We start from the raw sequence: 26,824 nt of genomic DNA, 5'->3' as shown, positions 1-26,824 counted from the left end.
AGAACTGCATCACAGAGTGATCGGACAGGATGACGGAGTAAACAAAGTAACCGATGCCATTATCCGTTCAAAAGCAGGAATTAAGGATCCCACAAAACCGATTGGTTCCTTCTTATTCCTGGGACCTACCGGTGTAGGTAAGACAGAACTTGCAAAAGCCCTTGCGGCAAGCCTGTTTGACGATGAGCAGAACATGGTGCGAATCGATATGAGTGAATATATGGAGAAATACTCCGTTTCCAGATTAATCGGAGCGCCTCCGGGATATGTAGGATACGAAGAGGGCGGGCAGCTGACAGAAGCAGTGCGCAGGAAACCGTACTCGGTAGTCTTGTTTGATGAAATTGAAAAGGCACATCCAGATGTGTTCAACGTATTACTCCAGGTACTGGATGATGGACGTATTACCGATTCCCAGGGAAGAACAGTTGATTTCAAAAATACCATATTAATAATGACATCAAATATTGGTTCGGCTTATCTTCTGGAAGGGATTAATGAACAGGGCGAAGTTAATGAGCAAAGCGAAGAGATGGTAATGAATGACCTGCGCAATCACTTCCGTCCGGAATTCTTAAACCGGCTGGATGAGATCATTATGTTTAAGCCCCTGACAAAAGCTGATATTGGAAGCATTGTAACCCTTATGATGGCGGATCTGAACAAACGTCTGGCAGACCAGGAAATCCGCCTGGAGTTGACAGATGATGCCAAAGAATATATTATAGAAGGCGGTTATGACCCAATCTACGGGGCAAGGCCATTAAAACGATTCTTACAGAAGAACGTAGAGACACTGGCAGCGAAGTTAATTCTCTCCGGCAGCGTAGGCGCAGAAGATACTATCGTGCTGGATGTTGAAAATGACCAGCTGGCTGCACATGTAAAAGTGACCGGTGAAGTAATCAAGTAGAGGTACGAAATGATTCCAAATGACCCATTTATACTATTAAGCTACGTGAATACACAACTAAGAGACTTTTATCCGTCTCTGGAAGAAATGTGTAAGAGCCTGAGCTTAAAAGAAGAAGAACTGATCAAAAAATTAGAAAACATCGATTACTATTACGATGCCGACTTGAATCAGTTTGCTTAAAAAGTTATCAAAAAGAAATCCGGTTTTTCCTGACGGATTTCTTTTTGATTTATATATGTTTTTTGTTTCTCAGACTTTTTTGTAAAAGTCCTATATTTTTCTTCCTACATCATGTATAATATTCTCTATATGTTATAAAAAGGAGAAGAATCATGCAAAAAGAAGAAAGAAGAAAAATAAGGAAGAAAATTACGATCGCTTCTATCGTACTGCTGCTTGCGATGGTAGCATTTTTACTCTACGTAGGATTTAGCAAGCAAGTATCCCAGATCGTATTTTATGGAGCAATTGCTATTTTTCTGGTTATTTACTGGGTTCTGCTGGATGTGGTAGAGCCAAGGCTGTTACATGAGCTGGATGGGATTTCGGAAGACCGGAAGAGAGCATATTATAAATATGCAGGAACGGATCTTGTAGGATATGCAGGTATCGCTTTTTTTATTTTTAATATTGGCAATGCCGGCAGCGTGGGACTGGTTGGGGCAGTAATTTATGTTCTGAGTATCAGTTTGAAGAAGAAATTCCGTGATGAATTTACCGGTGTAAATCTTCAGAATGAAGTGGAAGCCCAGGAAAATACAGAAGCACCCGAAACCCCGGAGGAGATAGAAGACCTGAGCGAACAGACGGAAGAAGTGCCGGAAGCAATGGGAGACCCAGACGGATCGACGAAAGAAACACCGGAAGCAATGGAAGACCAGGACGGATCGACGGAAGAAACACCGGAAGCAGTGGAATATCCGGACGGATCGTCGGAAGAAGCGCCGGAAGCAGTGGAAGACCCGTACGGACAGATAGAAGACGTGGCAGCAGAGGATTTGGTGCAGAAATAAACAGAATTTGAGGCGTATAGTATGTATACATTATTAATCGTAGATGATGAACCGCTGGTGAGAAATGCAATAAGTACGATTATAGACTGGGATTCTATTGGATTTACAACTATTTACCAGGCGGAGGATGGCCTGGAAGCCCTTGAAATATGCCGTAAGCATCAGATACATCTGGTGCTTACGGATATTGTCATGCCTTTTATGGACGGATTGGAATTGTCGAAGGCATTAAGTGAAGAATTTCCCGATATACACGTAGTAGTATTGACCGGGCATGAAGATTTTGAATATGCCAAACAATCGGTAGATCTGGGAGTGAAAAATTATATATTAAAGCCGGTTGGGGCATCCACGCTCTATTCAAAAATGAAAGAAATCTGTAAAAAGCTGAACATTGAGGCATCCCAAAAGCAGTATATAGCAAAAATGAAATTACAGATTCATCAAAGTATGCCTGCTCTTCAGGAAAAATTTTTGTATACCATGGTCTGTACCCAATATGGACAGTCGGATCATTTAGAAGACCGTATCAGGTCTCTTGAGATTCCGCTTGATTCCCAGCAATACATGGTAGGAATTGTTGAGGCAGATCTGACAAAAGCAGAGAATTCCGATATTGAGTTATTCGTATTTACAGAAAAGAATATTACCCAGGACTGTATCGGCAGTCAGCATTGTATTTTTGATGATAATAACAATAAGGTTATCATTGTATTTAACCTGGATTCTTTTGGAGATGACGGACATTTTATTGCATACAGTACGCTTCAGGTTATTCAAAAGGCCGTAACTGCTGTTCTGAAGGTGAATACCACTTGTGCGCTGGGGTCAGAGGTAAGGAAACTAAAAGATCTGTACCACTCTTACCACGAAGCCAGTACGGCACTGGATTGTAAATATTCACTGGGCGCCAACAAGGTGTATGATATCAGCGATCTTGATTACATCGAGAAGGCTTTTTTTTATCCTTTTGAGGGAATTAAGGATTTGATCTACAGCATTAAATTTTTACAAAAGGAAGATATAGAGAAATCTATGGCGGGAATTTATGATGACCTGCTTTGTTCAAAAAATCTCTCCAGTTCCAATATAAAAATGGTATTTATAGAGATGATAACATCCCTTTTAAAAGAATTGTCCGGTGTACGGCAGGTCTCCAAGGATGTGTGGGGAGAAGGCTTTGCTCTTTACAATGAGCTCGAGGACATGTCATCTTCCGAAGAGATTCTAAAAAAACTGCTGTCTTTTTCCATTAAAGTATCCCGGGAACTGCAGCAGCTCCAGTCCAACAGCGGTCAGATGATTATCCAAAATGCCAAAGATTATATTGGCAGCCATTATGGGGAAGAGGAATTATCCCTCAGCACTGTTGCGGAACACGTATCTGTCAGTACCGGATATCTAAGCGGGCTGTTCAAAAAAGAAGCAAAGATAAATTTTGTGGAGTACCTTACCAATATCCGCATGGAAAAAGCAATGGAACTGATTCGCAATACAGATAAAAAGACGTATGAGATTGCTTATGAGACCGGATTTTCCAATCCACATTATTTTAGTGTATCTTTTAAAAAGTATTGCGGTATGTCGCCCTCTGATTTTCGGAGTAAACACAGGTAAAATCTGATAAAATTCTAACAGATGAATTGCAAATATTCCAGGAGGCATGTGTCTTGCAGGAGAAAACAACAATGATTAAGAAAATAAAACATCGCTATGATTACATGGGGATAAAGAATAAAACATTACTGCAGGTTTTTGTAGTCGTGATCTTCTTTATGCTGATTTTCATAGGGATGTTTTTGTTTATATTTACAAAGAAAATTGAGTCGGATAATGTGACTTATTCCAGGCAGCTGCTTCAAAATGCCAACAAACGTCTGGAAAATTATTTTGATGAAATAGCATCCATAGCAAATGAGGCTAACTATAACTATTATCTTCAGAATTATCTGATTGCAGAAAAAGACAATGCCGAGGGGTACAGCAATCTGACCAATGCCAAGAGTATGCAGGATTACGAAATGAGTTCCAAGGTATTTAACTCTTCCCTGAACAGCCGAACCGATGTGACGTCTCTTATGATTTTTGGAAAAAAGAGTCTCCTGTTACATAAGAGCATTTATGAATTTTGGTCTGTGGTACAGGATTATGATTCTTATCCCTGGTACCAGAAAGCAATAGAGACACCCAATACTTCTGTAATTACTGGGCCTATGCGGCATGAATTTCTGAAAGACAATACGGAACAGACGATTTCTTTGAGCAGGAGAATCAGCAGTTACGAAGACGGCAGTTTTTTAGGAGTGATTCTGATCGATTTAAATCTGAATAAAATCGCCGAAATATTTGAATCCTTCTATGCAAATGGTGAAGGAGCACTGTGTATTTTAAATGATCAGGGACAGATTGTATATCCTATGAATTATGACAAGGTTACACCCCAGCTGCTTGAAAAGCTGAACAGCTCGGCAAAGGACAACTTTATTGCCCGTATAGATCAGGAAGAATATCAGGTGGTTGCAGCCACTTTTGAGAAGGCGGACTGGAAAGTGCTTTCCATTACGTCAACCGGAAAGCTGAAAGAGTCCATGTACGATACCCTTGGAATCGTTATTGCCGCAATTGTGCTGGTTATGGTGATTCTGGGCGTTGCACTCAGCAGAATTCTTAAAGGAGTAGTAAATCCAATTCTTCGATTAAAAGGGCATATTGATCTGGCGGATGAAGGGCATTTAACTGAGCGGGCTGAGGTTCTGAATCACAACGAAACAGGTGCATTATCCAAAAGCTTTAACAAGATGCTTGACCGTATTGAAAATCTCATGGGTGAGGTTGTAAATGAACAGGAGGAGAAGCGCAAATACGAACTCCAGGCATTACAGGCGCAGATCAATCCTCATTTTCTTTACAATACACTGGATTCCATTATATGGATGGCAGAGGCAAAGAATTCGGATGTAGTTCCTATGACGGAAGCGCTGGCGAAGTTATTCCGCATCTCATTAAATAAAGGAAATGAATTCATCCGGATAGAAGATGAAATGGAACATGTGCGCAATTATCTGGTCATCCAGAGTATGCGGTATACGGATAAATTTACCTATCATATAGAAATAAAAGATGAGGTCAGGTATTGCAAAACCATTAAGTTAATTGTGCAGCCTATTGTAGAGAACAGTATATATCATGGAATTAAGAAAAAAAGAGGAAAAGGCAGGATTGATATTCTGGCTTATCGGGAGAAAGAAAAGCTCTGTATCCGCATACAGGACGATGGAAATGGGATGAACGAAGAAACCTGCCGGGCCATACTGACGAAAGATTCCAAATTTGAAAACAGCAGCGGATCCGGTATAGGAGTAAAAAACGTAAATGAGCGTATACAGCTCTATTTTGGGAAAGAGTATGGGCTGCGCTATACCAGCGTCCTTGGAGAAGGAACAACTGCGGAACTGGTATTGCCTGTTATAGAAGAAACCATTGGCTAAAAGGAGGCAGAGAAAATGAAAAAACTTATCATATCCCTTGTAATCTGCCTGTTATTCTTAATTACCGGATGCAGCAGTTTTAATCAAAATGCGGAGATTGAAAGCAGTTCCTCCCAAATGGAAAGCGAAACACGAAAGCTTGGCATAACAGAGGGGGCAGGTACCGGTACGGATATTGATCCTGACACCGAGAAACAGTTATCTGAGAAGTCAAAAATAGTGATAGGAGCCACTCTTGCATCAGAAGATTCTGCCTATTTAAAGACAGTCAGCAAGGCTATGATCCGTGTTGCAGATCAAAAAGGTGCCTCGCTGGATATCCGGTATGCAAAGTGGAATGAACAAATACAGACGGAACAAATGGATGAGTTTATCCACCAGAAGGTAGACGTAATTATACTTTGTCCCGTAAATGCAAAATCAATGCTTACTTCACTCAAAAAGGCTAAAGCTGAGGAAATACCCGTAATTAATCTGAATATGAAAGTGGATGCAATGTCCTCGGAATATATCAGTACTTACATTGGAGCCAGCAGCTCGGAAGAAGCAGCCCTGGCAGCAGACCTGATGGTTACCGCTCTTGAAGATGGCGGAAAAATAGCAATTATTGAAGGAGCACCGGGAAGCGATCCCCAGGTATACAGAACCCAGACATTTGTGGAGCAGATGAATTCCCACCCCCAGTTTGAAATTATCGGCATTGGAAACGGCAGCTGGAACCGGGAGAAAGCAATGCTGGTAACTATTGATTTAATGCGAAAAAATCCTGATATAAAAGGAATCTTCTGCCACGACAGCAATATGGCATTAGGAGCCCGGGCGGCGCTTGAATCCATTGATAAAACCGATGTCGTCCTGATTGGAGTAGGGGAAGACCAGGAATATCTGCAGGCGGTGAAAGATGGAAAAATCTATGGTCTAATAACACAGCCTCCGGTATATGAAGGTGCATATAGTATTTACTGTGCCATTGATATAGCAAACGGAGAAGAATTAAGGCCGTGGTATAAAGATCCGATCCAGACAATCACAAAAGAAAATATCGGAAGTTATCAGGATCCTATGGATGGAGAAGACCTGGAATCATCCAATTAGAAATAAAAAAATAAACCATATGTGAAAATTTCGACCAATCCCATGAAAAAATTGAATTAATTTTTTCTTGGGATTGTTTTATATTATGAGTGTAGCAAACAGCAAAACAACAAATTGGAGGATATCAAATGAAGAAGAAATTTTTAAGCGGATTAATTTGTGCAGCAATGGTCGCAGGAATGCTGGCAGGATGTGGAGCATCCGAAAAGAGTACAACAGAGGCAGCAGCTACCGGTTCAAGTCAGGCAGCATCCACAGAAGCAGCAGGAGATACTGCAGCTGGCACAGAAGGTGCAGGCGAAGCCGGAGGAGAAACAGCTGCAAACGGTGATCTGACCATTGGTTCTGTTATTATGAATACATCTGGTGAATGGTTTGCGGAAGTTATCGCAGGTCAGGAAGCAGCAGCAAAAGATCTTGGCGTTAAATTCAGTATCGTAAGTTCCGACAATGAAGTTTCCAAAGAATCCGATAATGTGGCAACTTATGTGGCACAGCAGGTAGACGCACTGGTGATCTCACCGCTTTCCGTAGATGCATCAGTTGCAGCGGTTGAAAGTGCTAAGGATGCTTCCATTCCGATAGTAAACTGGAACACTACGGTAAATACAGATACGGAAGGGTTTGTAGGGGTTTCCAATTATGATCTGGGCGGAAAAACAGGAGAGTATGTAAAGGAATATGTAGAGAAAAATTTCCCGGATGGATGTAAGATGGCAATCATCGGAAACAGCAGTTATGAAGTTGGTGTTGAGCGATGTAAAGGTTTCAAGGATGCTATCAAAGATGCAGCAGGCCTGGAGGTAGTTGCAGAACAGGATGCAGAACTTCAGGAAGAAGGTCTTGATATTACAGAACAGATCTTAACCGCAAATCCGGATGTGCAGTTAATCTGGGCATGGAACCAGACTTCACTCCTGGGATGCGTGGCAGCGCTCCAGAACGCAGGAAATGCAGAAGTAGTTGTAATGGGAACAGACATGAGTGTTGATCTTGCAAAAGATATGCAAAGTGAAGCTGTGAAATTACAGGCAATCACAACACAGATGCCTTACGATATTGGATATAAAGCGGTTGAAAATGCAGTAAAAGCGGCAAAGGGTGAGACTATAGACAAAGAGACACTGGTGCCTTTGAAAACGTATACCAAAGACAATGCAGATGAAATCCAGACGTATATTGATGAACATAAGGATTTAGTAAAATAAGAATAGACCGTCATGAGCCTGTTTGAAAATTAATTTCATCAATCAGCAATGCCTGGCTTTGTGGAATGGATGTATCGCAAAGAGGAATCACACCTTGATGAAAGCAATTTTCAAACTCGCTTCAGAGATAACATGAGGAGCAGGTTAACAAGCAGAATAAAAGAAGGCGAAGGTGAAGGAAGTGTCTGACATTATATTAAAGGCAGAAGGCGTTACGAAAAAGTTCGGCGGAATCACCGCTTTAGAGAATGCCGGTCTGGAACTCAGAAAGGGAGAGGTGCATGCTCTGGTAGGTGCAAACGGGGCAGGGAAAAGCACATTGATTAAAATTATTACAGGCGCTTATTCAAAGGATGAAGGGAAAATTTATCTGGATGGCAGTGAAATCAATGTAAAATCCACATTTGAAGCGCGTGCATTAGGCATCAGTGCTGTTTATCAGGAATTTAGCTTGATAAATACCGTATCCGTGGCGGAAAATATTTACATGGGTAAATTAATAAAAAAGAAAATCGGTCCTGTGAATCAAATTGATTGGAAAAAAATAAATGATGAGGCTCAGAAAATTTTAGATTTATTAGAGTGTAATATCAAGCCGGATGCTGTAGTTGGGACATTGAGTGTGGCACAAAAGCAGATGGTTGAGATTGCGAAGGCACTCTCAAACGAGATAAAGGTGCTGATTATGGATGAACCCACAGCCTCCTTGTCGGATAATGATATTGAAAATATGTTTAAGGTTGTAAAAGGGCTGCGGGAAAAAGGCATCAGTATTATCTACGTCTCCCACAGACTGGAAGAACTGCCGGTTATCTGTGACAGGATATCGGTATACAGGGATGGAAAATATATTAAAACTTTAGATATAGAGGATGCTCCGAAAAATGTGATTATTGAAAACATGGTTGGCAAGAACATGACTGTTACGGAACAGGCTAATTGTGCAACCAAAGAAGTCTTGCTGGAAGTCAGGAATTTTTCTTCCGGAAAGAAATTCAGCAATGTAAACATGAAACTTCACAGAGGGGAGATTCTGGGCATTGCCGGACTTGCAGGGGCGGGGAGAACAGAGTTTGTCAGAGCATTATTCGGTGCAGACCCCAAGGATTCCGGTGAAATTTTCATGGAAGGTAAAGAAATACATATTAAATCTCCAGGAGACGCTAAAAAAGCCGGTATTGGATTTGTTACAGAAGACAGAAAAGAAGAAGGACTGATTCTGAACATGGATCTGCATACCAATGTAGGTATGACCATACTGGATAAATTAAAAAAGAGAATCGGGCTGGATTTACACAAAGAGGTAGACTTGATGAATGGATATATCAAATCCCTGAGTATCAAGTGCCGTGACGGAAATCAAAGAGCCATGGATTTGAGCGGTGGAAACCAGCAGAAGGTTGTTATTGCAAAATGGCTGGCTACCGAGCCTAAGATTCTGATTATGGACGAACCCACACGAGGAATAGACATTGGCAGCAAAAACCAGATTTATGCGCTGATCAATGAACTGGCGGAACAGGGAATCGGAATCATCATGATTTCCTCTGATCTCCCGGAGGTACTGCAGGTATCCAATCGCATTATGGTACTAGCGGCTGGGAAAGTTACAGGAGAGTTAGTAAATAAAGATTTGACACAAGAGGTTCTGCTTGATTATGCCACCAGCCAGAAAGCAGTCTAACGGAGAATTCAGGAGGATAGGAAGATGAATGCGAAAGCAAAAAGTTTTGATATAAAAGCATTTTTAATGAAATATATTATGTATTTTGTTTTGATATTGATGTGTATTATTATGGCGGTTGCCAGCGACAAGTTTTTAACCACGGCAAATTTAATGACAATAGTAAAACAGATATCCATACAGTCTATAGTAGCAATCGGTATGACCATGATTATTATAACCGGTAATATAGATTTAAGTGTTGGCTCCATCGTAGCATTTGCTTCCGTATGTGCAGCAATGATGATGAATGCCGGATTACCTATTCCCATTGCGATTATTCTTACCGTTTTGGTGGCAGGGGTATTAGGATTTATTTCCGGTGGGGTGACCGCAAAGCTAAAACTGCATTCATTCCTGGTAACACTGGCACTGATGCAGGCATTCAGAGGTCTTGCACAAACTATTACCGGAGGCTATCCGGTAGCCGGACTTCCGGATTCCTTTGGAAAAATTGCATCCGGTTCCATTGGTCCGGTTCCTTATCTGGTTATTTACATGATTATCTTTTATGCAGTGTTTATATACATTATGAAATATACTGCATTTGGAAGATCTATTTATGCCATTGGCGGAAACCAGGAGTCAGCAAGACTTTCCGGTATTAACGTTGAAAAAGTAAAAACAATGGTTTTCGTTATTTCATCCATGCTTTGCGGTGTTGCAGGCGTGCTGTTGACATCGAAAGTCCGTTCCGGAGATCCGACTTGTGCAAACGGTTGGGAAATGGATACCATCGCAGGAGCGATCATTGGCGGAACAAATATGATGGGCGGCGAAGGAAAGCTTGGAGGAACCATTATAGGTTTGCTATTTGTTGGTATCTTAAGCAATGGTATGGTATTATTAGGTGTAAATGCATATATGCAGAGTGTTATTAAAGGGCTTGTAATCTTTGGTGCAGTTATTATCAACAGCATCCAGAAAAGAAGCCAGGCATAATAAGGGCTGTCAGAAAGCAATCAAACACGCTCTAAAGCAGAATTACGATTTATGACGCAGAGAGTATAATTCAGGAGGAATGAAGGATGAACAGTTTAGAACGTTTTTATGCAACGGTAGACAGAAAGCCGGTAGACAGACCGGCGGCATGGCTTGGAATGCCGGATATTTTTGCACAGCCGGCATTATTCGAATATTATGGTGTAAAAGATATGCATGAATTAAAACTGGCGGTGGGAGATGACTTCTATGCAGTGGAGGTTCCTTATCAATCCCCTACGGCAAGTGCAATCTACGCAGCGTTTGACTGGTATATGGATGGAAATGTAGATTCCGAAGACCGTACCTTAACAGCAGACGGATGTTTTAAAGATGCAGAAGACCTGGAAGACCTGGATTTCTTTGAGTGGCCGGATCCGGCAAAATATATTGATGTGGAAGAGTGCAGACGCAGAGTAGAACTTGCACCGGAGGGAAAAGTAGTACTGGGCATGATGTGGTCAGCTCATTTTCAGGATGCATGTGCGTCCTTTGGAATGGAAACAGCACTTATGAATATGATTGCCAATCCGGAAGTTTACGAAGCGGTAAATGATAAAATCGTGGATTTTTACCTGAAAGCAAATGAAATTTTCTATGAAGCGACAAAGGGAAAACTAAATGCAGTACTGATCGGAAATGATATGGGAAGCCAGCGCGGACTGATGCTTTCACCGGCAATGGTCAAAGAATTTATCATACCCGGATGTAAAAAACTGGTAGAGCAGGCACATAGCTATGGATTAAAAGTCATTTACCATTCCTGCGGTTCTATCGCTGATGTAATTCCTGATTTAATTGAAGCAGGTGTAGATATTGTACATCCCATTCAGGCACTTGCAGCCGGAATGCAGCCGGAAAACCTGAAAGAAAAATTTGACGGAAAAGTCTCTTTCTGCGGTGGTGTAGATACTCAGGATCTGTTGGTAAACGGAACACCGGAAGAAGTACGCAGTAAAGTGAAAGAATTACGGACCATCTTTCCAACGGGTTTGATTATTTCCCCCAGCCACGAAGCAATCATGCCTGATGTGCCTCCGGCAAACATAAAAGCTTTGTTTGATGAAGCACAGAAAATATACGGGTAAAGTGTAATCTTGTTTAACCGTTATGGAAAGGGACAGCAAATATGAAAAGAATTGGTGAAATGATAAAAATAAAACCGGAGGGTCTGGAACAATACAAAGCATATCATGCAAATCCGCTTCCGGGAGTAAATGAAATTTTGAAGGCATGCAACATTCAGAACTATTCTATTTATCAAAGAGGGGACTACATGTTTGCATATTATGAATATGTGGGAGAAAACTTTGATGCTGATATGGAAAAAGTTGCAGCCGATCCGGCAACGCAAAAGTGGTGGGATCTGGTGAAGCCGTTGATGCAGCCTCTTGAGGATAGGAAAGAAGAGGAATTCTGGTCGGGAATGGAAGAAGTTTATCATTTGGAGTAATAGTACTACAGTGAACAGTTTCTTAAATTGAGGTTTTGCTGAGTAATGACGCTTTGTAGATGCAGGTAGTGTACGGAAAGAGAAGGGGACGGAGCCCATGCCAGTTCCCCACATTCTGGGTAAATACCAGCTCCAATACAATGGTAAAAAAGCTATGTCTTCTGCGGATAAAGAGTTTTTAAGGACTTAAAAAGCAGCTATCACATGATGATGCTGGGAATGAGTGTATACTTAAGTGATTTCTATGAAATAAAAAGTGAATATCGTATTATATCACATTAACGTTTAGCAGGGTGCAAATCAGCACCCTGCTAAAAAAATGGATAATTTTTGAATAACGACAAATAATAGCAAAAGAATATATATTACGTACATTATTTCATAATAAGCATTGGTACTAGAAAGAGGGATATTATTTGTTAATCATAAAAGGAAAAGTCCATACGATGGATGGGCAGACATATGAAAATGGTTACGTCCGTACAAAGGACAGTAAAATTGCGGAAGTTGGAAGTATGGAGGATTTATTTCCATTCTGCGGAGAGGATGAGATTATAGATGCAGGCGGCGGCTGGGTACTGCCCGGCATTATTGAATCGCATTGTCATATTGGAATAACGGAAGAAAAGCATGGGATGATTGGAGATGACAGCAACGAGATGACGGACCCCATCACCCCTACTCTTCGTGCGATTGATGCAATTGATCCATTAGATCCGGCATTTCATGAGGCAATTATGGCAGGAATTACGTCTGTTATGGCAGGACCGGGCAGCTCCAATGTAGTAGGTGGTCAATTTGCATTTATCAAGACACATGGGCGTTGTATCGATGATATGATAATCCGGGCACCAGCGGCAATGAAGATTGCGTTTGGTGAGAATCCCAAGACAAACTATGGGGACAAGGATGTATGTCCTGCTACCAGGATGGGGATTGCTTCTCTTTTGAGAGAAACTCTATTTAAGGCAAGGCAGTATTTTCTGAAAAAAGAGTCAGAAGAATTAGAGGAGGAAGATTTCCAAATGGAAGCCTGGGTGCCAGTTTTTCGAAAAGAAATTCCGTTAAAAGCACATGTGCACAGGGCGGATGATATCCTGACCGCAATTCGTATTGCAAAAGAATATGAATTGGATTTAACCCTGGATCATTGTACAGAAGGACATCTGATAACTGAAAAAATAGTTGAATCCGGATATCCCTGTATCGTAGGTCCCGATCTGACGTCCAAATCAAAAATAGAAATAGAAAATTTAAGCTTTAAAACAGATAAAATCCTGCAGGAGAGAGGCGTTCAGATTGCAATTACAACAGATCATCCGGTTTCTATGATCCGTTACCTCCCCTTATGTGCAGGGCTTTCGGTCAAGCAGGGACTGCCGATGGAAGAAGGACTAAAGGCGATTACGATTAACCCGGCAAGAATCTGTGGAGCAGGAGACCGGGTAGGCAGTCTGAAGCCGGGGAAGGATGCAGATATTGTTATTTTTTCGGGGAATCCGCTGGAAATATTTACGCAGACGCTGTACACGATTATTGATGGTAAGATTGTTTATAAAAACGGGGATATATAGAATGTTCTTCAGAAGAGAGAAGGGACTGCCGGTTAAATAGATTATTAACCGACAGCCTCTTTTTAGTTAATCCCATAACAGGTCTGAGCTTATGGAAATATTTATGTTTCATTATAAAAAGTATAACAATTCTTTCCATTTCGTTTGGAACGATACAGTGCTTTATCCGCCGTTGTGAATAACTCTGAATATTTGCACCCGTCTTGTGGATAAAGTGATATTCCAATGCTGATAGAAATTGGAAAGGTGTTTTTAGCGGAAAAGGAAAAATTCTGCAGGGCATTTTGAAGCAATTCCGCCTTTTCATAGATTAAGGAGGCAGAATGCACATTTTTTAAGAATACTACAAACTCATCGCCTCCTGCACGTCCTATAATATCTTCCGTCCGGAAATTTGTTCTGAGGCATGAACTGATCATTTGAAGAACAGTATCTCCTACGGTATGTCCGAAAGTATCATTGACAGTTTTAAAATTGTCGATATCTATAATAAACAAAGCATGATATGAGCCCTTTCCGTCTGAGGCCAGATAATCCTGTATTAATTTTTCTGTGGTAAGTTTATTGTAGATGCCCGTCAGCAAATCTTTTTGCGCCATATTTTCCAACAGTGCATTTTCCTTTTTATAATCATCTACGTCAGATATGGTTGCAATGGTTCGAATGGGATGGTGGTTCTGGTCGTAAATAACGTTAGCTTTGATCCTGCACCAGATATATTCACCTGAATTTATCTTTATCCGGATTTCCAGTTCAGCATGAGCCTGTCCGCTTGCCAGTATTTCTCTAAAATCCTGAAATGGTTTTTTATCGTCTTCATATACAATATCCGTTGTACATATGGTATTCCAGAAATTGTGGATTGGAAGGTCGTATTTGAATTTTTTCTCAAATGCCGGTGAGTGATACATGGAACTGTTCACCATATCCCATTCAAAAATAATATCCTGTGCCTGTTCTACGATGATACGATATCGCTCTTCGTTCATTAAAAGCATATTTTCCGTTTTTTTTGAAAGAGTCTGATCTATAAAAACAGCCTGCACGATAGCATAACCGTCTTCTATTTCAACTGCAGAGCCATGGACATCAATCCAGGCAATGCCTCCATCTTTTTTTCGAATCCGGTATTGAACAGAAATGGGGGAGCCCTCATTCATTTGCTTTTTAATGGAGAATGTAAGATCCGGGATATCTTCCTCCAGAATCAGGCGGATTCCTTTTCCTTCAATCGGTGCAGAGTGGTATTCGTTTCTGGTATAACCGGTCAATTTATAAAATCCTTCGGAAGCAAGCAGAATACGAAAATCATCATCTACAGCGACTTTTGCCACACCTCCGGGGATAGCATTAATTAAGGCGTCCCGTTCCAGGGTTTCTTTTTGCAATGCAGTAGAAGCTTCCTGTAATTCTTTGGCAATCATAATAGGATCTTTTATATCGGTACCGGGAAGATCAGCCATGTCAGGAAGAAAAGATACCGAAATATTATCCTGTATGGTGCCGTCCTTGTAAGTGGTGCTAATTTCTTTGAAAATGACGGATACCTGTTCAAAACAATTAATCAGCTGAGCAGAAAAGATGCCGCATTCACCGTGTAATATCATTTGAACAGCTTCCTCATGGGAAAAAGCAGGCTTGTATACGCGGTCACTGGTCAGTGCATCGTATACATCTGCTATGGATACAATCTGGGCGCAGACTGGGATTTCATCACCTTTGAGTCCATCGGGGTAGCCTTTTCCGTCCCAGCGTTCATGGTGGTAGCGGCAGATATCATAGCAGTAATGCAAATAAACTTTATCATCCATTCGCTGAAAGGTCTGAAGAATTTCACAGCCTTTCGTAGTGTGGGTTTTCATGATTTCAAATTCTTCCGGAGTCAGCCTGCCCGGCTTTAAAAGAATAGAATCAGGAATAGCAATTTTACCGATGTCATGCATGGCGGAAGCGCTGGCTATGGTATCAATCAGCCTGGGAGTCAGCATATATTCCGGGAACATACGCTGTACACAGGCAGCCAGAGTTTTGGTTAACACCCGGATACGCCGGATATGATGGCCGGATTCCATGCTGCGGTATTCAATTACAGTACTCAGGGCATCGATTATAAAATCATTGGTTTCCGTTAGTTTTTTTGTCTGATGCTCCACAAGATCTTCCAGATGATTTTTGTGCCGGTATAGTTCAATACTGTTTTCAACGCGCTTTTTAACAATATGTGCATTAAACGGTTTTAATATTATATCAGAAGCACCAAGGTTCAGTGCCTTTATTTCATTTTCCTGGTAAGTATCAGCAGTGATCAGGATAACCGGGATTTTCTTCATAATTCCTTCAGACTGCAGATGTTCCATTACCTGAAATCCATCCATGACAGGCATGATGATGTCAAGCAGAATGATAGCAATACTGTCCTGATGCTGATGGAGCAGATTCAGCGCAGTCAGTCCGTTTTCTGCCTCCATTACGTCATAATCTTTGTGGAAGAGCTCACACAAAATGGCGCGGTTTATTTCCATATCATCAACTATTAGTATTTTATTTCTTTTCATGACTTTTACCTGCCTTGTATATAGAATGCTTAATTGTAAAATTTTAACAAAAATGTTATTTCTTATTTTATCATAAAAGAACATATTAAAAAAGTATATTCAGAAGAAAGATGGCGAAATATCTCAATTTTCCCCTTATCTGGTGTATGTAGATTATGGGCAAATCTGCAGATATGCATATGCGCACAGGCAGATGGAACGGGCAGCCTATCATTCGAATGTGGAGCATACAATACCACAGCCGGTTAGATCGATTCATGATATTAGCTTGGAAGATATAAATAAATTTCTCAAGTCCAGAATTTGCTAGAAAGAATAGATGAAATCTCTGGACATTTTAAAAAAAATATATTATATTAAATATATCGATAATAGTTATTGATATTAATAAGTTAATAAAGGAGATATTCTCATGAAAAAAGATAAAGTAGTATGTAATTGTTATAACGTAACCGTAGGGGAGATGGAGGAAGCAGTTGCGAAAAACGCAACGAGTTTTGAAGAAATTCAGGATGAAACGAATGTTTCCCTATGCTGCGGCGCATGTGAAGATTATGCCAGAAATGTTGCGGATGAATTATTAGAGCAATCCAATTAAAAACTAGATAACCGGGTGGGCAGGTAACTGCAGCACCCGGTTTTTTTGTGGTAGTTATTAAAAAACTATAAACATAGGAAATTTTGTTGAAGCAAATGCTAATTCATGCTATCATTTGACCAAATTTAAGTAACTAAGAGGGATAGGAAAAGGAGGGCGCATGGAACTTCAGTTAGAGCAGATCAGGAAATCGTTTGGAGAAAAAGAGGTTCTGAAAGGATGTACTTTTCGGTTTGAAAAAGGGAAAATTTATGGATTGCTTGGAAGAAATGGAGCGGGAAAAACAACGTTGTTTAACTGTTTGAGCGATGAAATTTCACCGGATAGCGGCACAGCAAATATATACAGGGAGGACGGACAGCTGGAATCATTAGCCGAAGATCATATCGGTTATGTATTTTCCACACCGGTTTTGCCGGATTTTCTCACCGGATATGAATTTCTGAAATTTTATATTGAGATTAACCAGGACAGAGCAGATCCCGAAATGACGATTGATACATATTTTGATATGGTGAAAATAGATCCGGAAGACAGAAACAGGCTGATTAAAGGATATTCTCATGGGATGAAGAATAAATTACAAATGCTGTGTTTTATTATCGCAAGGCCGCCTGTAATTCTTCTGGATGAGCCGCTGACCTCTTTTGATGTAGTGGTGGCACTTGAGATTAAGAAATTGCTGCGTGAGATTAAGAAGGATCACATCATTATTTTTTCTACTCATATACTGCAGCTGGCAACTGATCTTTGCGATGAACTTGTAGTCCTGAGCGAAGGAAAATTGCAGCAGCTGGATCATGAGATGCTGAAAAGTAAAGATTTTGAAACCCGGATCATAGAGTTATTAAAGGATGAGGAGGATCATGATTAAGACATTCAAGACCATTTTTCATTTGAAAACGGTGATGCAGGTAAATGTTTTTCTATATTATTTGAAGCGGCTCTGGGTAATCGGAAAGATGATTCCAGACAATGCCTATGGTATGGATTCTGCTAAAAAAGTGCTGACAGTAATCATTGCAGTCCTGATGCAGGTTGTGGAATTTGTTGGTAAGGGTCTTTATTTAGCGGTAATGATTGGATTACCATTCCTTTTTATGGGGAAGAATCAGATATTGACTCCGGCAGAGCGGTTCCTGTGGATGGTGCATATTTTGTTCTTTACAAATTGTATTCTGGGATCGTTACAGGACAGCCAGGTTTTTTCGGTTACAAGACAGAAAATCACTTGTATAAAATACATGCAGATGGATGCAGGAAGGTATGTGCAGGCTACATTACTTTCAAAATATGTTCCCTTTTTCGTGTATTACCTTCCATTTTTGATTTTAGCAGCCCGCATGGCAGGTGGCAGTATACTTCAGGGGGTGGGGCTGTGGCTGCTGCTTGTATCTTTCCGCATGATGGGGGAAGCTTTACAGGTATATCTCTACGATAAAAAAGGTTTTGTACTATCCAGAAATATGGGATTTGCCTGGGGCGTTATTATTTTATCCCTGACGGCAGCGTACCTTCCGTTTTTCCTGAACATGCCTCATACAGTGGCTCCGGTTATCATCCATCCGGTCAGCGTGCTGATCGCTGTTATCCTTGGCGCAGTCAGTTTTTATTATATTATGTGGGGGTATAAAGCCTACGCAGAGAAGCTGAAACGATCGATAGAACTGAAGTATTTGTTTTCGAATGCCATGAAACAGGCAAAGCAGTCTTCATTTGCCGAAGTAGAAATGAAAGAAAAAGATCTGAAAACCAGCCGGGAAGAGGTAGCTAAATTCCAGAGGCTTAAAGGATATGCATATATGAATGCAATTTTCTTTGCAAGACATCGCAGGCAGTTAGTGAAACCAATATATTTCAGGCTTGCTATAACAGCCATTATACTTGTCGGGGGAATCTTCCTATATATAAGTGATAAAAACACTGCTGTCAAATTAAGTGAGAATCTGGGTGTTTTACTTCCCAGCTTTGTTTTTATCATGTATTGTATGTCAGTTGGGGATAAATCCTGCAGAGCAATGTTTTATAATTGTGATATCAGTCTGCTCCGTTATGGATATTACCGGAAGCCGGGAACGATTCTACAGAATTTTAAGATACGTCTGATTCGGATATCGCTGTATAATCTCATTGTAGGCGTGGCATTAAGTGCAGTGGCAGTTATTTTTTGTATTTTGTGTGGAACAAGTATATTTTCGCTAGATCTGCTGGCCTTTTCCGTATCGATCATGCTTCTGGCAGTTTTATTTACAGTACATCATTTATTCCTGTACTATGTATTTCAGCCTTATTCTACGGGGCTGGATATTAAAAATCCATTTTTTACGGTAATTAACAATGTAATGTATTTTATATGTTTTATGTGCCTTAAAATAGAGGCGGGCGGAACAGGTTTCACAATGGCAGTATTGGCATTTACCATATGCTATATAGCTGTGGCTCTTGTTTTGGTTTACCGGCTGGCTCCCAGGTATTTTCGGATAAAATAAGCAGCTGAGGAAGGATCTATAATCTATGGATATAGAAAAAAGAAAAAGATTTATTGTTAATTTTATATATTGTTTCATCATCGGGGCAATTGTAGTTGTTGCGCTTAAGTATGGTTTGTCTTATATAGCCCCCTTTCTAATGGCATTCGTATTTGCATTTATACTTAAAAAACCAATAAATTTCCTTAACCGGAAGTGCAGGGTTAATAAAACATTAGCGGCAATTCTGCTTGTTATATTGTTTTATGCAGTAATTGGTGTTCTGTTTACGCTTCTGGGAGTACGGCTGTTTACATCGATCCAGCAGTTATTTTTTTACATTCCGCAGATTTATGCCAGGGACATTGAACCTTCTTTAATGGATCTGATTGATTCCCTGGAGAAATCCCTTTCCAGGCTGGATCCAACCATGATTTCCACACTGGAAGAAGTTACCGGGAATCTGGTGAAGTCACTTGGAGAGAGTATTTCAAGTCTGTCTATGAAAGTAATCGGAGCAATTTCCAACTATGCATCGACGCTTCCGGGTTTTTTAATACGTGTACTATTTACTGTAATTTCCACCTTCTTTCTGACCATTGACTATGATAAGGTTATGGGATTTCTGTTAAGACAATTAAAAGAGAAACCAAGAAAACTGGCATTAGAGGTAAAGGATTATGTTATAAATACCCTGTTTAAATGCATTCGTTCTTATGCGCTGATTATGTGTATTACTTTTATTGAACTTTCCATTGGACTTACAATACTGCGGATAGACAATGCGATTCTCATTGCGTTTTTAATATCGATCTTTGATATTCTTCCGGTACTGGGGACCGGCGGAATTATGATTCCCTGGACAGTACTGACGGCAATACAGGGAGATTACACAATGGCGATTGGGCTGCTGTGCGTGTATCTGGTAGTTACAGTAATCCGTAACATTCTGGAACCGAAGATTGTAGGAAGCCAGGTAGGGCTCCATCCACTGGTGACTTTGATGTCTATGTTTGTCGGGGCACAGATCTTAGGAGTATTTGGGTTATTTGGATTGCCAATAACGCTTTCCCTCTTAAAGAATCTGAATGATAAAGGAACGATTCATATTTTTAAATAACGATATCTAAAGAGCACAGTTTCTAAGCGGGTACTGTACTGGGAAATGCATCAGGCTTTCACAGTGAATGCCCGCCGCTCCAGAGCGTGTTTTAACAATAGAGCTGTCGGGCATATGTATATATTCACGTTTTTCGAATAAATTATAAGTAAAAAGAAAGATGTGTAGGAGTAAGCTATGTCAAAGATAATGTTAACGACAGCCCTGAAAGGTCTCTGTGTAGGAGGCACCATGCTTGTACCGGGAGTGAGCGGTGGTTCTATGGCCATGATCCTGGGGATTTATGATAAATTAATTGAATCTGTCAGTTCATTTTTTAAAGATATAAAAAACAGTCTGATTTTTCTTGTAACCTTTTCTCTTGGTGCGGGAGTGGGAATGATCCTGCTTGCCAAGCCATTACTTCATCTGATCGAATCTTATCCCATGCTGTTATTGTATTTTTTTATCGGAGTAGTTGCAGGCGGTGTGCCTATGATATACCAAAAAGCAGAGGTACGCAGTATATCCTGGAAGGTATTTTTATATCCCGCAGCTGGTCTGGCTGCAGTGCTGTTGTTTGAACTTCTTCCAGCTGATTTCTTTCAAATGGGAACCGGAGAGGGGATACCGGGGTTTCTGCTGCTGGCAGCAGCGGGTATTGTGGCAGCGGTGGCATTAGTCCTCCCTGGAATCAGCGTATCCTATCTGCTTCTGCTGATGGGAATCTATGATAAAACAATGATGGCTATTGGAGATTTTAATCTTGCTTTTTTAATTCCTCTTGGAAGCGGTATTATTCTGGGAATTATACTTACTACGAAATTGCTGGAAAATGCCATGAAAAACCATACTCAGGCAACTTATCTGATTATTCTGGGCTTCGTGGCAGGATCTGTGGCAGAAGTATTTCCGGGAGTGCCCCAGGGAATAGAATTTATTTTTTGTATTGCGGCATTTATTGCCGGATTTGGTATGATACAGCTTTTGTACAGTATAGAGCGGTCCTGAAGGTTCCCGTAGAAATGTATTATAAAATCATATACTTTTCATCAGATATCGTTATTTTACTATTATGGTAAATTACGTTATAGTAACAATGATGAAAAGGAGGATATTTTACAAATGGGGAAAAAGAAAATTTTGTTAAAATTGTTTTTGTCTATGCTTTATCTGAGTGCATTTACATTTGGAGGGGGATATGTAATTGTCACATTAATGAAAAAGAAATTTGTGGACGGTTATCATTGGATTAATGAGCAGGAGATGCTGGATTTAACTGCAATAGCCCAGTCGGCGCCGGGAGCAATTGCAGTAAATGGAGCTATTATTGTAGGATACCGGGTAGCGGGAGCAGCGGGAGCAGCCGTATCGATCATTGGTACTGTGCTCCCGCCCTTTGCGATATTATCTGTGATTTCCATATTCTATGAAGCCTTTCGGGATAATTTAATTGTGAACCTGGTTCTGACCGGAATGCAGGCAGGTGTTGCTGCGGTAATTGCTGATGTGGTAATTGAAATGGGTGGAAACCTTGTAAAAGAAAAAAATGTACTCTCTATATTCATCATGGTAGCTGCCTTTGCCGCATCCTATCTGTTAAATATCAATGTGATTCTGATTATTCTGATCTGTGGAGTAATTGGTGTAATCAGAGCGGTGTATAACATAAAGAAGGGAGCGGTCAAATGATCTACTTACAGCTATTTCTAAGCTTTGTGCAAATTGGAATGTTCAGTATAGGGGGCGGTTATGCGGCAATGCCCTTAATTCAAAATCAGGTTGTAGATATTCACAATTGGCTTACGGTAAAAGAATTTACAGATTTAATTACCATATCCCAGATGACGCCCGGACCGATTGCAATCAATTCTGCGACTTTCGTGGGCTTGCAGATTGGAGGTATCCAGGGGGCAGTGGTAGCTACAATCGGTTGTATTCTGCCATCTTGTATTATTGTATCCCTCTTGGCATATGTTTATTTTAAATATCGTGAAATGGCAGTTCTTCAGGGCATTTTAGGGAGTTTAAGACCGGCTGTTGTTGCCATGATTGCATCGGCAGGGTTTGCTATACTGGTTTTGTCTTTCTGGGGAGATGCCGGTTTCTCTGTTCATTTCTCCGATCTAAAAGTACAGGCGGTAGTGATTTTCACCGCTGCAGTAATCCTTTTGCGGAAGTTTAAGATGAATCCCGTCAGTGTAATGCTTTTGGCTGGGGCTGCGCAGGTTGTGATGTATTATATATGGGGCTAGGTGAGCAAGAGGATGGTTCCGTTCACATGCTTTATCTGCAAAAGGTCATCCTCAGCACCCCCAATTTTATAAAATCAGGATTTCTATTTTCAACCAGATATGCTATACTATACAAAATACAGATAATACGACTATATTAGAGATAGGAGAGCCTGGAATGAACAGCGATTATAGAATTGAGACTAAATGCATCCAGTCTGGATGGAAACCAAAAAAAGGGGAGCCGAGGGTGCTTCCTATTGTTCAGAGTACTACTTTTAAGTATGATTCAACAGAAGAAATGGGCAGATTATTTGCACTGGAAGAAGAGGGATATTTTTATACCAGATTACAAAATCCTACCAATGATACCGTGGCTTCTAAGATTTGTGATCTGGAAGGCGGCGCAGCCGCTATGCTGACATCTTCCGGACAAGCAGCAAATTTTTATGCAGTTTTTAATGTTTGTGAAGCGGGAGATCATATTGTTGCATCCTCCACAATTTACGGCGGAACTTATAATCTCTTTGGCGTAACAATGAAAAAGCTGGGGATTGAGTGCACCTTTGTAGATCCGGATTCCTCTTATGAAGAACTTTGTAAGGCATTTCAGCCGAATACAAAAGTTGTATTTGCTGAAACGATTGCTAATCCTGCACTTGTTGTACTGGATATTGAGAAATTTGCAAAACTTGCACACGAACATCAGGTTCCTTTGATTGTAGATAATACATTTGCTACACCGGTTAACTGCCGTCCTTTTGAATGGGGAGCAGATATCATTACCCATTCTACAACAAAGTATATGGATGGACATGCAATGCAGGTAGGCGGAGCCATTGTTGACAGCGGTAATTTTGACTGGAATGCATATGGCGACAAATATCATGGTCTCACAACACCGGATGAATCTTATCACGGCGTGATCTATGCACAGAAATTTGGAAAAGGTGCATACATAATGAAGGCAACATCACAGGTAATGCGGGATCTGGGATCCATTCCGGCACCAATGAACAGTTTCCTGTTAAACGTTGGTTTAGAGACCCTGCCTCTTCGTGTGGAGAGACATTGTTATAATGCACAGAAAGTTGCAGAGTATCTGAATGCCCATGAGAAAGTATCTCATGTAAATTATGCAGGACTACCCGGCGACAAGTATTATGATGTTGCAAAAAAATATATGCCAAATGGAACCTGTGGCGTTATCTCTTTTGAACTGGAAGGCGGCAGAGAGGCAGCGGTAAGATTTATGGATGGTTTAAAGCTGGCTGCAATCGTAACCCACGTGGCAGATGCCAGAACCAGTGTTCTTCATCCTGCAAGTCATACCCACAGACAGATGAATGACCAGCAGTTAAAAGATGCCGGTGTATCACCGGGAATGATCCGTTTCTCAGTGGGCATCGAGAATGTCCAGGACATCATTGCTGATTTGGAACAGGCACTTGCACTGGCTTAGAGCGTGTAAGAAAAACGCTGTCTGACAGGCTCTGGTACGGCAATAAATTGGAAAAGACCCTGTATGGAGCAACAGGGTCTTTTCCATATAGGAAAGGAGGAATTTGGATGAAATTTATCCATATCGCAGATGTGCATCTGGGTGCTGTTCCGGATGTGGGATATCCATGGAGTGAAGAACGTAAGACTGAGATCTGGGACAGCTTCCGTAATATTATCAGAATAGCAAAAGCAGAGCAGGCGGACCTGCTTCTGATTGCAGGAGACCTTTTTCACAGACAGCCTTTATTAAAAGAATTAAAGGAGGTTAACTATCTTTTCTCCACCCTTACCGAGACAAGAGTTGTATTTATTATTGGAAATCATGACTATTTGAAGCCTGATTCGTTTTACCATGGTTTTAAGTGGAATGAAAACGTCATTTGTCTGGAAAACCAGGATTGTCAGAGGATTCATTTTCCAGATCTGAATACCACTGTCTATGGCCTGAGTTATCATACCAGAGAAATTACAAATGCTTTATATGATGAACTGGTACCGGAGGATGACGGAGTGTGTACGATTCTGCTGGCACATGGCGGGGATGAAAAGCATATCCCAATTAATAAAAGGCAGTTGTGCCAGGCCGGATTTGATTACGTAGCCCTGGGACATATACATAAGCCGCAGATACTGGAAGCAAATAGAATGGCATACTCAGGAGCTTTGGAACCTCTGGATAAAAATGATACGGGGCCCCACGGGTATATGATCGGCGAATACAGGAAACGTACACTTACAGCCAGATTTATACCAAGTGCGGTCAGGGAATATATTCATTTTAAGGTAGAGACAGATGAAACGCAGACGGATTATTCCCTGCAGGAAAAAATTCATGCATATATGAAAAAATTGGGCGGGCACAATATTTATAAAATAATCATTACCGGATATCGGGATCCGGACATTCAGTATGAGCTGAAAAGTTATGAAAAACTGGGAAATATAGTGGAAGTCGCCGATATGTCAAAACCGGCATACGACTTTGCGAAATTAGGGAAGAAATACGCTGATAGTGTAGTAGGACGATATATTCAGCGCCTGAATACAGATTCTATGGATGAAGTACAAAGCAAGGCTCTTTACTATGGAATACAGGCGATGTTAGAGACAACGAGGTGAGATGATGCGGATTCTGGAATTGCAGATCAGAAATTTTGGAAAGTTCAGGGATCAGATAATTACTTTCCATGAGGGGATTAATATCATCTACGGGGAAAATGAAATGGGAAAAAGCACGATCCATGCATTTATCAGGGGAATGCTGTTTGGCATTGATAAAATGCGTGGGAGAGCTGCCAGGAATGATGAATACACCATACGCCAGCCGTGGGATAATCCGGGGTATTTTGCCGGTGCAATGCGGTTTGAAAGCGGTGGAAAGATCTTCCGTATAGAAAGAAATTTTAATAAATTAGAAAAAAAGGCTCTGCTGATCTGTGAGTCCGACGGGGAAGAGCTGGATATTATACATGGAGACCTTCAAATGCTGATGGAAGGGCTGAATGAAACTGCATTTCGAAATACCATATTTATTCGTCAGAATTCCAGTAAAACGGATGAGGGGCTGGCGGCAGAGCTTCGAAATTATATGGCAAATTTTGAAAGCGCAGGAGATGATGAAATTAATGTTGTCAAAGCAATTGAAACATTAAAAGATAAGCAGCGGGAATGCGCAGTAAAAAAGAAGCAGCAGGATGAAGTTCGCAGTGAACGTCTGGAACAGGTGCAGATTAAACTGGATTATGTAGAACAGGAGATCCGTGGGCTGCAAAAACAGCAGGAAGACGGTACTATAAAACTTCAGGAATTACGAAGCATGGAGGCAAGAGAAGGGCTCGCGGAACAGGAAAAAAGAGCCCGCATGGAGGCCAGAAACAGGGAAGAAATCAAAATGCTGAAAATCCGGCAGATCTGCTTGTTCACTGCGGCAGGTATTGCAGTGCTGATGGGGATTCTGCTTAAACCGTTATGGCTGAAAATGGCATTGGGAATCGCCGCTGTATTGTTATTTGCTTATTGCTGGTATACAAATCGTTATACCAGAAACAGGGAGCAGGAAAGCCGCCAGTCCGGCAGCGGAGCGTCCAAAGCCTCTCAGAAAATGGTTTGGAATCTGGAAAGGATACAGGAAGAATTGCATGAAAAGCGGGTCTTGCTTGAAAATCTCAAAGAAAACCAGGCGGACATTCTGGCAGAGAAAGCAGACAGCAATCGGATCCAAAACGATATAGAGGCTCTGGAGATTGCCATATCAACCATACAGGACATTTCCAGAGAGATATATAAGGAATCGGCAAGAAAGCTGAACCATACGGCTTCAGATATCTTAAAAGAGGTAACCGGAGGAAATTACACCAGCATCTATCTGGATGCTAATATGCAGGTACGAATTAATACGCCTCAAAAACTATTGTATCTGGAACAGGTCAGCAGGGGAACGATGGATCAGATTTACTTTGCTCTTAGAATGGCTGCAGCTCAGCTTTTTCTAAGCGGCGAGAAAATGCCGCTGATATTTGATGATGCATTTGTAATGTACGATGAACAGCGGCTGAAAAGAACCCTTAAATGGCTTTATAAGAGTGATAGCCAGGTATTGTTATTTACCTGCCATAAAAGAGAGGGAGCAATTCTGGAAGAGATAAGAAGAGAAGAATGCTTTGTTCAAAAATAAATTTGGGTTTCGCTGAGGAAGGGGACGCTTTGTAGATGGAGATAGTGCAACGGAAAGATGGGAGTGGGAAACTTGTATGGACTCCGTCAGCTGGCCGCAGAACTGGTATTTTCTAACCTTTCCGAAGCGCTTTTTGGCGGCACGCGGGCATTCACCGAGAAATCCTGATGCATTTCTCGGTTCAGTACCCGCTTAGTATCCGATGGGAGCCAGTCGAATACTATCCGCCAAAAAACACTCCG

The 26,824-nt window shown here is 41.0% G+C and carries 23 protein-coding genes; 22 read left to right on the top strand and 1 reads right to left on the bottom strand.

What is annotated here, in order from left to right; translation table 11 throughout:
* The 12 genes from RHS_RS26585 to RHS_RS26530 all read left to right on the top strand — a co-directional run.
* On the top strand, nucleotides 1–913 hold a 913-nt coding region (locus RHS_RS26585; RefSeq protein WP_395023578.1), incomplete at its 5' end, for an AAA family ATPase.
* A 9-nt stretch (nucleotides 914–922) separates the two neighbouring features.
* Nucleotides 923–1,096 carry a DUF4250 domain-containing protein gene (locus tag RHS_RS26580; protein WP_047834863.1) on the top strand — a complete coding sequence of 58 codons (174 nt, stop codon included), beginning with the start codon at nucleotides 923–925 and terminating at the stop codon, nucleotides 1,094–1,096.
* 152 nt (nucleotides 1,097–1,248) lie between these two features.
* Nucleotides 1,249–1,929, top strand: a complete 681-nt coding sequence (locus tag RHS_RS26575; protein WP_047834862.1) for a hypothetical protein — start codon at nucleotides 1,249–1,251, stop codon at nucleotides 1,927–1,929.
* Between the two features lie 21 nt (nucleotides 1,930–1,950).
* A complete protein-coding gene (locus tag RHS_RS26570) occupies nucleotides 1,951–3,546 on the top strand; it encodes a response regulator (protein WP_027295966.1) in 1,596 nt (531 codons plus the stop codon).
* Between the two features lie 71 nt (nucleotides 3,547–3,617).
* Nucleotides 3,618–5,417, top strand: a complete 1,800-nt coding sequence (locus RHS_RS26565) for a sensor histidine kinase (protein ID WP_141728546.1) — start codon at nucleotides 3,618–3,620, stop codon at nucleotides 5,415–5,417.
* A 15-nt stretch (nucleotides 5,418–5,432) separates the two neighbouring features.
* Nucleotides 5,433–6,512 carry a sugar ABC transporter substrate-binding protein gene (locus RHS_RS26560; RefSeq protein ID WP_044293698.1) on the top strand — a complete coding sequence of 360 codons (1,080 nt, stop codon included), beginning with the start codon at nucleotides 5,433–5,435 and terminating at the stop codon, nucleotides 6,510–6,512.
* A gap of 128 nt (nucleotides 6,513–6,640) precedes the next feature.
* Complete coding sequence (locus tag RHS_RS26555) at nucleotides 6,641–7,720, top strand: substrate-binding domain-containing protein (protein WP_047834861.1); 1,080 nt, start codon at nucleotides 6,641–6,643, stop codon at nucleotides 7,718–7,720.
* Nucleotides 7,721–7,892: 172 nt separating this feature from the next.
* The gene (locus tag RHS_RS26550) at nucleotides 7,893–9,404 is read left to right on the top strand and encodes a sugar ABC transporter ATP-binding protein (protein WP_083267297.1); all 1,512 of its coding nucleotides are present in this window, start codon (nucleotides 7,893–7,895) and stop codon (nucleotides 9,402–9,404) included.
* 24 nt (nucleotides 9,405–9,428) lie between these two features.
* Nucleotides 9,429–10,385 (top strand): ABC transporter permease, encoded by a 957-nt coding sequence (locus RHS_RS26545; RefSeq protein WP_052430703.1) that lies wholly within the window; start codon nucleotides 9,429–9,431, stop codon nucleotides 10,383–10,385.
* Between the two features lie 86 nt (nucleotides 10,386–10,471).
* Nucleotides 10,472–11,512, top strand: coding sequence for a uroporphyrinogen decarboxylase family protein (locus RHS_RS26540; protein ID WP_044293701.1), 1,041 nt, complete (start codon nucleotides 10,472–10,474; stop codon nucleotides 11,510–11,512).
* 41 nt (nucleotides 11,513–11,553) lie between these two features.
* On the top strand, nucleotides 11,554–11,877 hold the full coding sequence (locus tag RHS_RS26535) for an L-rhamnose mutarotase (RefSeq protein ID WP_027295973.1): 324 nt from the start codon (nucleotides 11,554–11,556) through the stop codon (nucleotides 11,875–11,877).
* A 416-nt stretch (nucleotides 11,878–12,293) separates the two neighbouring features.
* A complete protein-coding gene (locus RHS_RS26530; protein ID WP_027295974.1) occupies nucleotides 12,294–13,451 on the top strand; it encodes an amidohydrolase in 1,158 nt (385 codons plus the stop codon).
* 101 nt (nucleotides 13,452–13,552) lie between these two features.
* On the opposite strand, the gene RHS_RS32065 is transcribed toward RHS_RS26530, so the two are convergent.
* Nucleotides 13,553–16,006 (bottom strand): diguanylate cyclase, encoded by a 2,454-nt coding sequence (locus RHS_RS32065; protein ID WP_070040632.1) that lies wholly within the window; start codon nucleotides 16,004–16,006, stop codon nucleotides 13,553–13,555.
* A 412-nt stretch (nucleotides 16,007–16,418) separates the two neighbouring features.
* Here RHS_RS32065 and RHS_RS26515 point away from each other — a divergent pair, with 412 nt between their 5' ends.
* From RHS_RS26515 to RHS_RS26470, 10 genes are all read left to right on the top strand, one after another.
* On the top strand, nucleotides 16,419–16,604 hold the full coding sequence (locus tag RHS_RS26515; RefSeq protein WP_027295975.1) for a (2Fe-2S)-binding protein: 186 nt from the start codon (nucleotides 16,419–16,421) through the stop codon (nucleotides 16,602–16,604).
* A 160-nt stretch (nucleotides 16,605–16,764) separates the two neighbouring features.
* The gene (locus RHS_RS26510; RefSeq protein ID WP_044293702.1) at nucleotides 16,765–17,478 is read left to right on the top strand and encodes an ATP-binding cassette domain-containing protein; all 714 of its coding nucleotides are present in this window, start codon (nucleotides 16,765–16,767) and stop codon (nucleotides 17,476–17,478) included.
* Nucleotides 17,471–19,093 carry a hypothetical protein gene (locus tag RHS_RS26505; protein WP_047834860.1) on the top strand — a complete coding sequence of 541 codons (1,623 nt, stop codon included), beginning with the start codon at nucleotides 17,471–17,473 and terminating at the stop codon, nucleotides 19,091–19,093. The genes RHS_RS26510 and RHS_RS26505 overlap by 8 nt, the downstream gene beginning before the upstream one ends.
* Before the next feature lie 25 nt (nucleotides 19,094–19,118).
* The gene (gene ytvI, locus RHS_RS26500; protein ID WP_027295978.1) at nucleotides 19,119–20,192 is read left to right on the top strand and encodes a sporulation integral membrane protein YtvI; all 1,074 of its coding nucleotides are present in this window, start codon (nucleotides 19,119–19,121) and stop codon (nucleotides 20,190–20,192) included.
* A gap of 177 nt (nucleotides 20,193–20,369) precedes the next feature.
* Complete coding sequence (locus tag RHS_RS26495) at nucleotides 20,370–21,182, top strand: undecaprenyl phosphate translocase family protein (protein ID WP_047834859.1); 813 nt, start codon at nucleotides 20,370–20,372, stop codon at nucleotides 21,180–21,182.
* A 114-nt stretch (nucleotides 21,183–21,296) separates the two neighbouring features.
* Nucleotides 21,297–21,863 (top strand): chromate transporter, encoded by a 567-nt coding sequence (locus tag RHS_RS26490; RefSeq protein WP_044293706.1) that lies wholly within the window; start codon nucleotides 21,297–21,299, stop codon nucleotides 21,861–21,863.
* Entirely contained in the window at nucleotides 21,860–22,426 is a 567-nt protein-coding gene (locus RHS_RS26485) for a chromate transporter (protein WP_027295981.1), read from the top strand. The genes RHS_RS26490 and RHS_RS26485 overlap by 4 nt, the downstream gene beginning before the upstream one ends.
* A gap of 157 nt (nucleotides 22,427–22,583) precedes the next feature.
* Nucleotides 22,584–23,867, top strand: coding sequence for an aminotransferase class I/II-fold pyridoxal phosphate-dependent enzyme (locus RHS_RS26480; protein ID WP_047834858.1), 1,284 nt, complete (start codon nucleotides 22,584–22,586; stop codon nucleotides 23,865–23,867).
* A 107-nt stretch (nucleotides 23,868–23,974) separates the two neighbouring features.
* On the top strand, nucleotides 23,975–25,027 hold the full coding sequence (locus RHS_RS26475; RefSeq protein ID WP_047834857.1) for a DNA repair exonuclease: 1,053 nt from the start codon (nucleotides 23,975–23,977) through the stop codon (nucleotides 25,025–25,027).
* A gap of 1 nt (nucleotide 25,028) precedes the next feature.
* Nucleotides 25,029–26,582: an ATP-binding protein gene (locus tag RHS_RS26470; protein ID WP_047834856.1), complete on the top strand. Its 1,554-nt coding sequence runs from the start codon at nucleotides 25,029–25,031 to the stop codon at nucleotides 26,580–26,582.
* Nucleotides 26,583–26,824 lie beyond the last annotated feature (242 nt).

The sequence above is a fragment of the Robinsoniella sp. RHS genome, assembly GCF_001029355.1.
GTDB classification, from domain to species: domain Bacteria; phylum Bacillota; class Clostridia; order Lachnospirales; family Lachnospiraceae; genus Robinsoniella; species Robinsoniella peoriensis.
Note: the sequence above shows the minus strand (reverse complement) of the source record. Positions and strands in the feature narration are given on the sequence as shown.

Coding starts and splice junctions, on each gene's coding strand:
- RHS_RS26580 (WP_047834863.1), top strand. CDS start 923: ATGATTCCAAATGACCCATTTATACTATTAAGCTACGTGAATACACAA.
- RHS_RS26575 (WP_047834862.1), top strand. CDS start 1,249: ATGCAAAAAGAAGAAAGAAGAAAAATAAGGAAGAAAATTACGATCGCT.
- RHS_RS26570 (WP_027295966.1), top strand. CDS start 1,951: ATGTATACATTATTAATCGTAGATGATGAACCGCTGGTGAGAAATGCA.
- RHS_RS26565 (WP_141728546.1), top strand. CDS start 3,618: ATGATTAAGAAAATAAAACATCGCTATGATTACATGGGGATAAAGAAT.
- RHS_RS26560 (WP_044293698.1), top strand. CDS start 5,433: ATGAAAAAACTTATCATATCCCTTGTAATCTGCCTGTTATTCTTAATT.
- RHS_RS26555 (WP_047834861.1), top strand. CDS start 6,641: ATGAAGAAGAAATTTTTAAGCGGATTAATTTGTGCAGCAATGGTCGCA.
- RHS_RS26545 (WP_052430703.1), top strand. CDS start 9,429: ATGAATGCGAAAGCAAAAAGTTTTGATATAAAAGCATTTTTAATGAAA.
- RHS_RS26540 (WP_044293701.1), top strand. CDS start 10,472: ATGAACAGTTTAGAACGTTTTTATGCAACGGTAGACAGAAAGCCGGTA.
- RHS_RS26535 (WP_027295973.1), top strand. CDS start 11,554: ATGAAAAGAATTGGTGAAATGATAAAAATAAAACCGGAGGGTCTGGAA.
- RHS_RS32065 (WP_070040632.1), bottom strand. CDS start 16,006: ATGAAAAGAAATAAAATACTAATAGTTGATGATATGGAAATAAACCGC.
- RHS_RS26515 (WP_027295975.1), top strand. CDS start 16,419: ATGAAAAAAGATAAAGTAGTATGTAATTGTTATAACGTAACCGTAGGG.
- RHS_RS26510 (WP_044293702.1), top strand. CDS start 16,765: ATGGAACTTCAGTTAGAGCAGATCAGGAAATCGTTTGGAGAAAAAGAG.
- RHS_RS26505 (WP_047834860.1), top strand. CDS start 17,471: ATGATTAAGACATTCAAGACCATTTTTCATTTGAAAACGGTGATGCAG.
- ytvI (WP_027295978.1), top strand. CDS start 19,119: ATGGATATAGAAAAAAGAAAAAGATTTATTGTTAATTTTATATATTGT.
- RHS_RS26495 (WP_047834859.1), top strand. CDS start 20,370: ATGTCAAAGATAATGTTAACGACAGCCCTGAAAGGTCTCTGTGTAGGA.
- RHS_RS26490 (WP_044293706.1), top strand. CDS start 21,297: ATGGGGAAAAAGAAAATTTTGTTAAAATTGTTTTTGTCTATGCTTTAT.
- RHS_RS26485 (WP_027295981.1), top strand. CDS start 21,860: ATGATCTACTTACAGCTATTTCTAAGCTTTGTGCAAATTGGAATGTTC.
- RHS_RS26480 (WP_047834858.1), top strand. CDS start 22,584: ATGAACAGCGATTATAGAATTGAGACTAAATGCATCCAGTCTGGATGG.
- RHS_RS26475 (WP_047834857.1), top strand. CDS start 23,975: ATGAAATTTATCCATATCGCAGATGTGCATCTGGGTGCTGTTCCGGAT.
- RHS_RS26470 (WP_047834856.1), top strand. CDS start 25,029: ATGATGCGGATTCTGGAATTGCAGATCAGAAATTTTGGAAAGTTCAGG.